The organism is Isoptericola sp. BMS4 (assembly GCF_011634835.1).
In the GTDB taxonomy this organism is placed as follows: Bacteria; Actinomycetota; Actinomycetes; order Actinomycetales; family Cellulomonadaceae; genus Isoptericola.
On the sequence record NZ_SIRP01000001.1, the window covers coordinates 3,546,768 to 3,558,764 of the forward strand.

Annotated in this window: 9 protein-coding genes and 1 pseudogene; 2 read left to right on the plus strand and 8 right to left on the minus strand. The window is 76.0% G+C overall.

The features are described 5' to 3' along the window. Positions 1-66 precede the first annotated feature (66 nt). From EYB28_RS15975 to EYB28_RS15985, 3 genes are read right to left on the minus strand one after another with little or no spacing between them, the layout of a single operon-like run. Entirely contained in the window at positions 67-759 is a 693-nt protein-coding gene (locus EYB28_RS15975) for an NTP transferase domain-containing protein (RefSeq protein ID WP_166849865.1), read from the minus strand. Beyond that, positions 756-2,078 carry a CDP-glycerol glycerophosphotransferase family protein gene (locus EYB28_RS15980; RefSeq protein ID WP_166849868.1) on the minus strand — a complete coding sequence of 441 codons (1,323 nt, stop codon included), beginning with the start codon at positions 2,076-2,078 and terminating at the stop codon, positions 756-758. The genes EYB28_RS15975 and EYB28_RS15980 overlap by 4 nt, the downstream gene beginning before the upstream one ends. A gap of 25 nt (positions 2,079-2,103) precedes the next feature. After that, positions 2,104-3,654 (minus strand): glycosyltransferase, encoded by a 1,551-nt coding sequence (locus EYB28_RS15985; RefSeq protein ID WP_166849871.1) that lies wholly within the window; start codon positions 3,652-3,654, stop codon positions 2,104-2,106. Positions 3,655-3,794: 140 nt separating this feature from the next. On the opposite strand from EYB28_RS15985, the gene EYB28_RS15990 reads away from it, so the two are divergent. Together EYB28_RS15990 and EYB28_RS15995 are read left to right on the plus strand one after the other, a co-directional pair. Next, positions 3,795-4,841, plus strand: coding sequence for a hypothetical protein (locus EYB28_RS15990; protein ID WP_166849873.1), 1,047 nt, complete (start codon positions 3,795-3,797; stop codon positions 4,839-4,841). After that, the gene (locus tag EYB28_RS15995; RefSeq protein WP_166849875.1) at positions 4,838-6,079 is read left to right on the plus strand and encodes a DUF6716 putative glycosyltransferase; all 1,242 of its coding nucleotides are present in this window, start codon (positions 4,838-4,840) and stop codon (positions 6,077-6,079) included. The genes EYB28_RS15990 and EYB28_RS15995 overlap by 4 nt, the downstream gene beginning before the upstream one ends. Positions 6,080-6,159: 80 nt before the next feature. On the opposite strand, the gene EYB28_RS16000 is transcribed toward EYB28_RS15995, so the two are convergent. The 5 genes and pseudogenes from EYB28_RS16000 to EYB28_RS20165 all read right to left on the minus strand — a co-directional run. Next, positions 6,160-7,287: a glycosyltransferase family 2 protein gene (locus EYB28_RS16000; RefSeq protein ID WP_240930595.1), complete on the minus strand. Its 1,128-nt coding sequence runs from the start codon at positions 7,285-7,287 to the stop codon at positions 6,160-6,162. Next, positions 7,280-8,671, minus strand: coding sequence for a polysialyltransferase family glycosyltransferase (locus tag EYB28_RS16005; RefSeq protein ID WP_205710943.1), 1,392 nt, complete (start codon positions 8,669-8,671; stop codon positions 7,280-7,282). Before EYB28_RS16005 ends, EYB28_RS16000 begins: the two co-directional genes overlap by 8 nt. Next, on the minus strand, positions 8,668-9,675 hold the full coding sequence (locus EYB28_RS16010) for a glycosyltransferase family 2 protein (protein WP_166849877.1): 1,008 nt from the start codon (positions 9,673-9,675) through the stop codon (positions 8,668-8,670). Before EYB28_RS16010 ends, EYB28_RS16005 begins: the two co-directional genes overlap by 4 nt. Before the next feature lie 10 nt (positions 9,676-9,685). Further along, a complete protein-coding gene (locus EYB28_RS20160; RefSeq protein WP_205711053.1) occupies positions 9,686-10,579 on the minus strand; it encodes an N-acetylneuraminate synthase family protein in 894 nt (297 codons plus the stop codon). 171 nt (positions 10,580-10,750) lie between these two features. After that, positions 10,751-11,806 (minus strand): annotated as a pseudogene (locus EYB28_RS20165) (cytidylyltransferase domain-containing protein); the annotation flags it as partial. Between the last annotated feature and the right edge of the window lie 191 nt (positions 11,807-11,997).

An 11,997-nucleotide genomic window follows, 5' to 3' on the forward strand; every position in this document is an offset into this window, starting at 1 on the left:
CTGCACGACGGAGCCCGCCGGGCCGCCCCTCGTCGGTGGGCGGCACGGCGGGCTCGGTACCCGTCGTCAGAGCTCCTGGTTCGCGCGCTCCAGGTCCTCCGCGAAGTCCACCTCGACCGCGTACAGGTCGGAGATGTCCACCGGCACGACCTTGAGGCCGTCGTTCTCGATCGCGAGCTCGACGCCGCGCTCGAAGTACGCCTGGTCGTCGACCTCGGCCAACCGCTCGAGCAGCTTCGCCTTGTCCGCCGGCGCCACGTAGTTGATCCCGACGGCCTCGCCGAGGGCTCCCTGGACCGTCTTCGACAGCTCGGCGATGTGCCCGTCGTCGTCGACCGTGTACTTGACCTCCTCGTCGCCCACCGACGACGTGTTGACGCACACGAACGAGCGCCCCTCGTCGATCAGCGGCTGCACGCGGCGCAGCACGTCCGGGTGGAAGACGACGTCGCCGTTCATCCAGAGCACGCCCCGGTCACCCGTGACCCGCAGCGCCCGCATGAGGGACTTCGACGTGTTCGTCTGGTCGTACACCTCGTTGTAGGCGTACGTCACGTCGGGCGCCGCCTCGAGGATCATCTCGAGCTTGAAGCCCACGACGACCAGGACCTCGGCCTCGCGGCCGTACACCGAGCGCAGGTTCCCCAGCTGCTGGGCCAGGATCGTCCGCCCGTCGCGGAGCTCCGTGAGCGGCTTGGGGTGCGGCCGGCCCAGCCGGGTCCCCATCCCCGCCGCCAGGATCACTGTCTGGATGCTCATCGCATTCCTCTCTCTTTGTCCGTCGACCTGTCGGCCGGTCCGCCGGACGTCGCTGCGCCTCCGGCCCGTTCCTCCGCGATGCGCGCGATCTCCCCGTCCCGGACCGCCATGAGGCGTTCGCAGGCGTCGATGAAGCGGCGCGTCGACGCACCAGGCGTCGTGTCGCCAAGATAGTGCTCCCGCAGCCGGAGCCGTTCGTCCCGGGTCGGGTCCTCGCCCAGCTCGCGGTCGACCAGCGCCACGACGGCGTCCACCGCGCCGGCCGGCAGCGCCGGCGCGAGCTCGAGCAGCGGGCTCGTCGCGATGACGGCCTCCGTGCTCGGCCGGGTGACGACGAGCGGCGCCCCCGTGGCCAGCCAGTCCATCGCCACGCCCGAGACGTCGCACACGAGCAGGTCGGCCGCCGCGAAGGCGGGGCCGACGTCCCGGTGCGTGTCCGTCCCGTGCGCCAGGCCCTCCGCCGGCGCCGGCGCGGAGGCCAGGTAGTCCCGGATCGCCGCGTCCGCGTCGCCGTACGCGGCGTCGCGCACCCCGGTCAGCGGGTGGGGCCGGTACAGCACGCGGTAACGGCCCGAGGACACGAGCGCGCGGACGACCGCCAGGCCGTGGGTGGCGACGGTGCCGTACTCCGCGGACGGCTGCCCGCCCTCCCAGGTGGGCGCGTACAGCACGGTCGGCAGCGGTCCGCGCGGGGTGTCCGCCCGCAGCCGCAGCTGGTCGTCGAGCTGCGGGCGTCCCACCGGCACGCAGCGGGCGTGCGCGTCGTACAGGGTGGAGAACCGCGCCATCCGCTCGACGGCGGCCTGCCCGGCGACGAACGAGAAGTCGTACGCCTTGGTCTGGTTGGAGACGGTCACGAGCTTGTCGCTGTCACCGTGCATCAACGAGGCGTGCACCAGGTCGCCGAAGCGCAGGCAGCTGAAGTTCTCCGGGTTGTGGTTGACGTACAGCGCGAGCTTCGTCGCCGAGCGGCCCAGCACGTCGTCGAGCGTCGTGTAGTGCGCGACGGTGCGCACGTCCAGGCCGCTGTCCCGGCGCAGCGCGCGGGCGGTGCGCGAGTCCTGCGCCACGACGACCACCCGGTGCTCGGCGTCCAGCGCCCGGAAGGTGTCGTACCACTGCTCGATCTGGTACAGCGCCTCGGGGGTGTCCGCGAAGTAGACGATCACCTCGTACGGCCAGGACGTCCCCAGCAGCGCGGCGTCCTCCCCCAGCCGGTCCGGCATCCCCCCGGGAAGGAGCCCCAGCCGGCGGATCACCCGCCCGCCGGCGGACCTGAGGCGGCGCCGCAACGTGGCGCCCCGGGGTGTGGCATGCATGGGTCTCCAGAACGTCGTGGTCGCGTCAGCGGGGGGCGCGTCGCAGCATACCGGCCAGGCGCCGCAGGCCCTGCGGCGGGAGCGCGTCTGCCGGGGAGCGCGGCGCGGTGAGCGACGTCGCGCCCCGCCCCGCACCGCGCCGCGGGCGCCGCCGGGCGACGTCGGCCAGGACGTCGGCCCACCGGGCCACGACCGCGGCGTCCGAGTACCCCTGCGCCGTGGCGACCGCGGCCCGGCGCATCCGGCGCACGGCCTGGGCGTCGAGCCGGACGAAGCGTTCGATCGCCGCCGCGAGGGCGTCCACGTCGCCGTCGGGCACGAGGAACCCGTCGACGCCGTCCGTGATGATGTCGGCGGGCCCGTACCTGATGTCGTAGGCGATCGGGACGCAGCCGCGCGACATCGCCTCCGCGAAGACGAGCGGGAGCCCTTCCGCACGGCTCGTGAGGAGGAGGAACGACGCCTCGGCCAGCCGGTCCGCGGCGCCGCGGACGAAGCCGTGCAGCACCACGCCCGGGACCTTCGCGGCCTTCGCCTCCAGCCGCTCGCGGTTCGGGCCGTCGCCGAAGACGTCCAGGCCCACGTCCAGGCCCGTGGCCTCCCGCGCGCGGCGCACGGCGTCGATCGCGTGGGCGACGCGCTTGCGCCCGTTCAGGCTCGCGAGCACCGCTCCGCGGTGGCCCTCAGGGCGGTCGGGGGTCGGCCCGGCCGGGAGGTCCGTGCTGTTCGGCACGACGTACGTGTTGTCGCGCGGGCCGACGCGCTCCAGGACGTCCGCCCGCTGCCCCTGCGTGAGGAACACGACGCCGTCGAAGTCGTCGACGTGCTCGACCATCGGCGTGCGGGCGACCGTGAGCGGGCCGTGGGCGTCGGTCGCGCGGGCGGCCAGGTGGGCCCCGTGCACCAGGTGCAGCACGGAGGTGTGCCTGCTCCGCAGCGCCGCGAAGAACTCCACCATCGTCTTGCTGTCCACGATCACGAAGCCCGGCCTGACCGGCAGCACGACGTCGACCCACGCGCGGTACAGCGCGAACGCCGACGTCCACGACCGTCCGGCGCGGCCGCCGCGCGTGTACGTCGTGATCCGCCGCACGAGCGCCCTGCGCTCGTCCGCGGCCGCGAGCGTGCCGTCCGCGCGGAAGTGCAGGATCCTGCGGGCGGAGGAGTCGCTCTCCCCCGCGTCCTCGTCCTCCGCCCCGGCACCGTCCTCGCCGTCGCCCTCCACGCGGACGATCTCGCCGGGGCCGGCGGACGGGAGGTCCAGGGCGACCGCGCCCGGCGGCGGCGCGATCTCGTCGTCGGACAGCGCCCGGACGTCCTCCCAGACGTTGTGCAGCGTCACGCCCGGCACGAGCTCGCCGCGCGCCTCGAGGTCGGAGCGGGCCGCCGCGACGTCCAGCAGGGGGTCGAAGGTCAGCACGCGCACGTCGACACCGGCCTCGCGGGCGAAGGCGCGCGACCGCCGCAGCAGGGCCGACGTCATCCCGCCGTAGGCCGCCGGGACGGTCCAGGTCGCGGCGGCGTGGGTCCCGGCAGGGAACGAGACCGTGGGGCGGTGTCCGGACGTCGTGGGCACCGTGCGATCGTACCGAGCCACACCCGCGCGCTGCGGGAGGCCGCGGCACCGGCACGTGTTCACCGACCCGTCACCCAGGCGTCGTCCCCCCGTCGCCGGCACGTCGCCGCACCGCCCGACGCCGGTGCGAGCATGACGCCGTGACCAGGCCCACCGCGACCGCCGTCGTCGAGTCCCCGCTGCAGCTGCTGTGCGCCGTGGAGGCCCACGCCGCCGGGCACGGCGACGCGCGCACGCTGGTGCGTGCCCGTGCCGACGTGGCCACCCTCGCCGCGACGGTGTCGACCGTCGAGGCGCTCGGGCTCCCCGACGGGCTCGACGCGGTCGTCGGCCCGCCGCCCCGGCGGCTGCCGGACGGTGTCGTGACCGTCGGCGACGCGTTCTCGGGGGCCTTCCAGTCCGCGCTCGTCCGGGCGCCGCGCCCGCCGCGGCGGCTCGTCGTCGTCGACGACGGCCTCGCCACCCTCGACCTCGCCCGCCGCCTGGTCTCGTCCGCCCCCCTCGTGCGGCCGGGCACCCTGCCGGACCCCCTGCGCCTGGGGCTGGGCGCGCTGGCCGGGCGCCGCCTGCGCCGCCTGGCGCGCGGGGGCCGCGTGGTGCTGTGCACGACGCTGCCGCTGCCGGCCCCGCTGGTCACCGGCCTGCGCGCGCTCGGGGTGCACGTCGAGACGCACGGCTTCGAGTGGCTGCGGTCGCGTCCGCGCCCCGAGGCTCCCGCCGAGGACACGGTCGTGGTCGGCTCCGCGTTCGTCGCCGACGGGCTGGTGCACGCCGACCGGTACGCCGCGTGGATCCGCGGGATCGCCGCCGACGGCCCGGTGCGCTACCTGCCGCACCGCCGCCACGACCCGCTGGTCACGGCGCTCCTGGAACGGCTGCCGGGCGTCACGGTCGACGCCCCGGGCGCCCCCGTGGAGGTCCGCCTGCGCGGCATGCGGGCCGGGCAGCGCGTCGTGTCGCTGCCGTCGACGTCCGCGATCACGCTGACGCGGCTCCTCGCCCCGGCGGGCGTGGGCGTCGTGCCGCACGCGGTCCCCGCCGAGTGGTGGACGGGGCGGGTCGACGACGCGCTGCGGGAGCACCTGGGCACGGCGCGCGACCTCGCGCTCCGCGCCCGCCCGGCCGCGCCCGCGCCGGCGCGCCTGGACCCCGCGGGCGACGGCACGATGTCGCCGGCGCGCGCATGAGCGCCCCCCGGGTCCTGGCCGTCGCCGACTCGGACTCGTACCTGAAGTGGGCCGTGTGGACGCTGGCCCGGCTGCGCGACGACGCCGCCGCGGGGCGGACGGACGTCCCGCAGGTGTCCGCCGTGGTGGTGCGCTCACCCATCGCCCCGACGCCCGAGCAGGCGGCGGCCGCGGTCACCGGCACCGGGCTGCCGCTGCCGCCCGTACTCTCACCCGCCGCGGTGCGGCGGCTGGCGCGCCGGGCGCGCCCGGACGTCGTGCTCGTCGCCGCGACCGGCCCGGTCGCCGAGCTGGTCGCGCGGCACGTCGTCGGCGCCACGGCGCCGCACCGGCCGGCCCTGGTGGCCGGCCTGCCCGGGATGGCCCTGCCGGCCACGGAACCGGGCACCGGGTGGCGGCGGTGGTGCGACGCGTTCCTCGTGCACGCGAGGGTCGAGCGCGCGCCGTACGCCGCCGCGTTCGCGGCCCACGGGGCGACGCCCGAGCTGGCGCTCACCCGCCTGCCCTTCCTCGCCCGGGCACCGCACGGCGACGGTGAGCACGCCCCGGGGGCCGGGCTCCTGCCGGGCCTGCCCGGCGTCGGCGACCGCGCGCGCCCCGCCCCGAGGGTCCGGCGGGCCGTGCTCGCCGCCCAGGCCAAGGTGCCGTCGGCCTGGTCGGACCGCGTGCACCTGCTGGACGGGATTGCCCGCCTCTCGTCGGGCGGCCTCGACGTGGTCGTCAAGCTCCGCGCCCGCTCCGGGGAGCGGCAGACGCACAACGAGGCCCACCCGCTCGACGCGCTGTGGGCCGCCGAGCACCGCCGCCTCGGCCACGCCGCGGGGACGCTGCGCTTCGCGACGGGTCCGATGAGCGGCTTCCTCACCCCGGGCACCGCGCTGCTCACGGTGAGCTCGACCGCCGCGCTCGAGTCCCTGGCGCTCAGCCTGCCCACGGTGTTCCTCGCGGACTTCGGCGTCGGGCCCGAGCTGCTGAACCCGCCGTTCGCCGGCTCGGGCTGCCTGCTGCACCTCGACGAGGTCGCGGCGTCGCTGCGGGCCGGGGGTCCGGTGCCGGACCCCGCCTGGTGCGCGGAGCACTACCTGCACGACGACGCGTCGCAGGTTCCCGCCGTCGTCGCCCGGCTGACCGAGCGCGCCCGTGCCGGCACCCTGCCCGAGCGCACGGTCTCCCCGTGGTCGTGGAAGCGGCACGGCTGGACGGTGCTGCGCTCCGCCGTCCCCGCCGCCCTCACCTGAACCCGTTGTGGGTACGAAGATGGCGTGGGATCCCTCGGATCCCACGCCATCTTCGTACCCACAGCGTTCGGGCAGGTCGGCTACGCGCGATGGTCGGCCACGGCGCGGGCGGTGAGGCCTCGCACGAACCCCGCGCCCCACGCCAGGTGCATGACGACGATCACCACCGGCAGCACCAGCGCCTCCCCCGGTGCGAGCGCCGGACGGCGGACGGCGGCGTGCGCCGTCGCCGCCAGGACGCCCAGCCCGTACAGGAGAGGAACGACCGCCCCGAGCAGCGCGAGCGCCGGCAGAGCCACCAGGAGGCCCGCCGCGACGGCGGCCGCCGAGGCCCCCAGTCCCAGGACCAGGGCGGGCGGGGCGAGGTAGCGCGCGCTCGCCGTCGTGCGGTCCCGGCGGATCACCTCCCGGCGCCACATGCCGGTGCGCCAGAACTGCTTGGCGACGGCGCGCAGCGTCCGCCGCGGGCGGTACGTCACGACGAGCGCGGGGTCGAACCAGAGCAGCCCGCCCGCCCGGCGCAGCCGCAGGCACAGCTCCCAGTCCTCGGCGCGCACCAGCGACGGGTCGTAGCCGCCGACGGCCTCGACGGCCCCGCGGCGGAACGCCCCGAGGTAGACCGTCTCGGACGGGCCGGCCTTGCCACCCACGTGGAACGACGCCGCGCCGATCCCCGCCGGGTGGCTCATCGCGCGCGCGACCGCCCGCTGCACCGGCGTCGTCCCGACCGGGTGCATGAGACCGCCGACGGCGACGGCGCCCGTGCGCTCCAGCGTCGCCACGCACCGGCGGACGTAGTCGGCCGGCAGCACCGTGTGCCCGTCGACGCGCAGGAGCACGTCCTCGCCGGCCGGCCCCGCCACCCCGGGGGCGCCGTCCCGCAGGGCGCCGGTGCGCTCGATCGCCAGGTTGAGACCGATCGACCGCGAGCCCGTGGGGTTGTCCACGACCACCACACGCTCGTCGGCGGCGGCCAGGCGCTCGGCCACCCGCGCGGTGCCGTCGTGCGAGGGCCCGACGGCGAGCACCAGCCGCAGCGGCCCGGTGTAGTCCTGCGCCAGCACGGACGCGACCGCCTCGGCGAGGTACGCCTCCTCGTCGCGCACGCACGCGACGACGAAGACGGCGACGCTCCGCTCCACCGCCCCGGTGCCGGGGGTGGGCCGCTCCCCCGTGCCCGTCCGCCGGCCGACCGTCGCCTCAGCCACGGCGGCTCTCCACGGCCCCCATGGCGGCCCGCACGTCCTCCCCGGCACGGGCGTACCGGCCGCGGGCCAGGCGGCGCAGCGCGCCCCCGGTGCGGCGGTCCAGCCGGTCCGCGACGGCCAGGAGCCGCGACGACCGCCACGGCGAGAGCCCGAAGCCGCCGGGCAGGCCCAGCGCGGTGAGCCGCCTGCGGCGGAACCACAGCCGCACCTCGGCGTCGTCGAGCTCGCCGAGCAGATCCTCCGTCGGCGCGCGGAACCGCGCCAGGTGGCGCGGCTGCTGGCAGTACGACACCGCGCGGACCAGCCGCTGCAGGCGCTCCGGGTCCCGCCACGGCCCGTCGGCCCGGTCGAGGGCGTCCACGACGACGGCCGGCACCCGGTTGCTGTTCTCGTACGGCTCCAGGCGGTCGAGGAGCATCGCCGTGCCGACGCTCGCCGTCGGCAGCCCGAAGACCGCGGACGCCGTCGCGAGCGCCGTCGAGAAGCAGGAGACCACGAGCCCGGGCGCCGCGGCCTCGAAGACCTGCTCGGCGAGGACGCCGGGCGGGGCCGTGCGCAGGGTCACGCCGAGCGTGCGGGCGTGCTCCGCGAGGTCCGCCGTGCCCTGACGCGGCGCCGACGGGTGCGGCTTGAGCACCACGTCCGTGAAGCCACGGTCGGCCGCGGTGCGCACCATGGTGCGGTGCAGCGCCGCCTCCTCCTCGGGGGTGACGAGGCCGATCGCCGACAGGTACTGCCCCAGGAGCAGGGCGTAGGAGCCCGGCCCGGGCAGGCGGGACACGAGCGGGTCGTCGTCGGCCGCGCCGAGGCCCGCCACGACCTTGCGGAACGCCTCGCCCGGCACGACCGCGGTCGGCACGTCCCACTCCGCGAGCAGGGACGGGCGCACGCCGGGCAGCAGGTCCAGGTGCACCAGCCGCTCGATCCGGCCGCCGACCTCGAACGGCAGCCGGGACCGGGTGGGCCCGTAGACCATGAGCCCGTCCGCGTACACCGTCACCGCCGCGCCGGAGAAGATGCGCACCAGCGCCGACGTCGGGGACGTCGCGACGGACTCCCCGACCAGCTCCAGCGGCTCGTCGCCCAGGCCCCAGCGCTCGCGCAGCAGCCGCTGCCACAGCGGCACGTCCTGCTCGCGCGGCGACCACTGCTGGGGGTGGTACGGCGCCACCACGTCGTTCCACGCCACGACGTCGTCGAAGCGCGCGCGCAGCGGCGCGAAGCCCGGCCCGTCGGCGAACGCGGGGTGCGCCTCCGGCACGGGCACGTTGTTCTGCACCACCAGCAGCGTGCGCTCGCGCCGCGGCAGCACGCCCGCGTCCCACGCGGCCGCCACGGAGGCGGCCCCGAAGAGCGTCGAGGCGGTGATGATCTGGACCGTCACAGGTGGACTCCCTGGCGTCGGACGGCGGCCGCCCGGTCGTGGCCGATCCGGGCGGCCTGGGCGACGACGACGTCCCGGTCGAACCGGGACACGAGCGCGTTGGCCCGTGTGACCATCTGCGCCCGCACGTCGTCCGGATAGGCGCCGCGACGCCGCACGTGATGGTGGAGCACCACCAGCACGTCGCGCAGGGCCTTGGGCTCGTACTCGGGCAGGCCGGCGGCACGCAGCCGGTCGAGGACGGCGTCGTACGCGGCGAGGAACCCGAGCTGCCGGGCGTCGCCGATGTCGGTGAGGGACCCGGCCACCTGCCGCCGGTACACGTACCCCGGGGAGTCGGCGACCGCGTACGCGCTGGTCCCGAGGAGCAGGCGCCACGCCCACTCCCGGTCCTCCGCCGTCGGCAGGTCCTCGTCGAAGACCGCCAGCCCGTCGTCCACGACCCGGCGGGACAGGAACCGGCTGGAGACCTGCACGTAGTTGACCAGCGTGCTGCGGGTGGTCGGCATGATGCCCGTGCGCGGGTCGAGCACCGCCTCGCGGCGCGGCTCGGGGGCCCGCACGACCCGCCGGTCCCTGCCCCGGGCCCGCACCTGGTCGCAGACGAGGAAGTCCACGCCGCCGGCGCTGCCCGCGTGCCGGTCCGCGCTGCGCAGCATGGCCGCGAGGTGGCCCGGGTAGAACCAGTCGTCGGGGTCGAGGAACGTCACCCACCGGCCGGTGGCGCGGCGCACCCCGTGGTTGCGCGCCGCGGAGACGCCGCGCGGCACGGGGTGCCGCGCGACGTCCAGCCGGGCCAGGCGGGAGCCGGCGTCCTCGAGCGCCTCGGCGGTGTCGTCCACCGAGCCGTCGTCGACGACGACGACCTCGAGGTCGTCACCGAGGTCGCCGCCCCCGGGGCCCTGGCGCGCCAGGCTGCCGAACGCGTCGGGCAGGTGCGCGGCCGCGTCCCGGGCGGGGACCACGACCGACACCGCCGGCCGCCTGGGTCGCCTGTCCAGCATCCGCGGTCCGTCAGGCGTCGACGCGGCGCAGGCGCGACATCGGCGCGAGCTCGCCCGGCATGACCCGCTTCTCGCCGTCGCCCAGGGCGTCCTGGAGGATCCGGATGTCGCGCACGAGGTTCGTCAGGCCCTTCGGCTCGAGCGAGGCGGCATGGTCGGAGCCCCACATCGCCCGGTCCAGGGTGATGTGGCGCTCGACGGCGACGGCGCCGAGCGCGACCGCGGCCAGCGAGATCTGCAGGCCCGTCTCGTGGCCCGAGTAGCCGACGGGCACGCCGTACCGCTCCTGCAGCGTGCCGATCGTGCGCAGGTTGGCCTCCTCGGGAGGCAGCGGGTACGTCGAGGTGGAGTGCAGGATCACCAGGTCGTCGGTGCCGAGGATCCCCACGGCCGCGTCGATCTGCTCCAGCGTCGACATGCCGGTCGACAGGATCATCGGCTTGCCGGTGTCCGCGAGCGCCCGCAGCAGCTCGTGGTCGGTCACCGACGCCGACGCGATCTTGTGCGTGGGCACGCCGAACTCCTCGAGGAACGCCACCGAGGGCGCGTCCCACGGGGACGCGAACCACTGGATGCCCCGGGACTTCGCGTACTGGTCGATCTCGGTGTACTGCTCGTGCTCGAACTCGACCTTGTACTTGTACTCCAGGTAGGTCATCTCGCCCCAGGGCGTCTGGCGGATCTTGTCCCGCTGGTCCTTGGGGGTGCTGATCTCCGGGGTGCGCTTCTGGAACTTCACCGCCTGGCAGCCGGCCTCGGCCGCGACGTCGATGAGCTTCTTGGCGTTCTCGACGTCGCCGTTGTGGTTGATGCCGATCTCGCCGATGACGTACACGGGCCGGCCGGCGCCGACCTCGTGGTCGCCGATCTGCACGGTCGCGGGGGTCTCGTTCGTCGCGGTCATGGGGATGTCCTTTCGGGTGACGGGGCGTGCGGGCGGGCCCGCGGGGTCGGCGCGACGGGCCGCGAGGACGCGGTCGCACGCTTCTCGGACGGCGCCGTGGCCGCCCGGGCGGGCCAGGACGACGCGCGCGGCGTCCTGCACCTGCGGGTGGGCGTCGGCGGTGGCCACGGGCCAGCCGACGAGGGTCAGGGCGGGAAGGTCGTTGACGTCGTTGCCGACGTACGCCACCCGCGCGGGGTCGAGGTCGTTCTCGGCGCACCAGTCGCGCAGCGCGGTCGCCTTGTCGTCGACGCCGTGCCGCACGTCGACGCCGAGCTTGCGGCCGCGGGCCGCGACGACGGGGTTGGTCTCGGTCGACAGGATGAGCATCGGCACGCCGGCGCGGCGCAGCAGGGCCACGCCCATGCCGTCGCCGCGGTGCACGCGCACGCTCTCCGTCCCGTCCTGGCTGACGTAGGCGGCGTCGTCGGTGTGCACGCCGTCGAAGTCGGTGACGAGGGCGTCGGCGTCGATCGGCGCGTCGGCCGCCGTCGTCGCCGCCGGACGCGCGAGCTCCTGGGCGAGCCACAGGTCGCGCGGCTCGTCGATCTCCAGCGCCCGGTCCGGGTCGACGGGCTGCAGCCCCACGGAGCCGAAGAACCGGGTACCGGCGTCCCGCAGCCCGGCCGTGCGCATCACGTAGAAGGCGCCGGTCTCGCGGAAGTGCGGGGCGCGGTCCTGGCGGCGGGGGCGGTGGTCGGTGGTGTGGCCGACGGGCGAGGGGACGTCGCCGTCGAGGCGCCACTGGAAGTCGTGGGTGGGCGCGACCGCGACGACGACGTCGTGCTCCCCGGCGGCCACGCGGCGCACGGCGGCGTCGAGGTCGTCCGGATCGATGAAGGGGGACGTCGCCTGCAGCAGCACGGTGACCGCCGGCTCGGGGCCGCCGTCGGCCACGGCGTCCACGGCGTGCAGGACGGCGGACTCCGAGCTGGCGGTGGCCCCGGCGATGGCGGCTGGCCGCTCGACGACGCGGGCGCCGGCCGCGGCGGCCTCGCCGGCGATGTCGGGGTGGTCCGTGGAGACCGCGACCTCGGTGACCGAGGGCGCGGCGAGCGCGGCGGCCACGGCGCGGGCCACGAGCGTGGTGCCCCCGACCCGCTGGAGGTTCTTGAGCGGGATCCCGGCGGAACCTCCGCGAGCGGGGATTACGACCAGCGCGCCACCACTCGAGTGGATGTCGTTCATGGGGCTGACACTAAGAGCCCGACACGACGAACCCGACGCCGTTGCGGTAACTGCGGGAGAACATTCGACTGCGGCCCGGTGAACATTCTTCGACACCCTCGCCGGATGGTCCCGTCGACCATTGTTCGTGCCCTTTGATGGTGCTGTCGGACGGTGCCGAACGCGCCGGACGGCGACCCCGACGACCCGCT

Bases quoted from the DNA above. Each gene is read 5' to 3' on its own strand.
- EYB28_RS15975 (WP_166849865.1), bottom strand. From the start codon at position 759: ATGAGCATCCAGACAGTGATCCTGGCGGCGGGGATGGGGACCCGGCTG.
- EYB28_RS15980 (WP_166849868.1), bottom strand. From the start codon at position 2,078: ATGCATGCCACACCCCGGGGCGCCACGTTGCGGCGCCGCCTCAGGTCC.
- EYB28_RS16010 (WP_166849877.1), bottom strand. From the start codon at position 9,675: ATGCTGGACAGGCGACCCAGGCGGCCGGCGGTGTCGGTCGTGGTCCCC.
- EYB28_RS15995 (WP_166849875.1), top strand. From the start codon at position 4,838: ATGAGCGCCCCCCGGGTCCTGGCCGTCGCCGACTCGGACTCGTACCTG.
- EYB28_RS20160 (WP_205711053.1), bottom strand. From the start codon at position 10,579: ATGACCGCGACGAACGAGACCCCCGCGACCGTGCAGATCGGCGACCAC.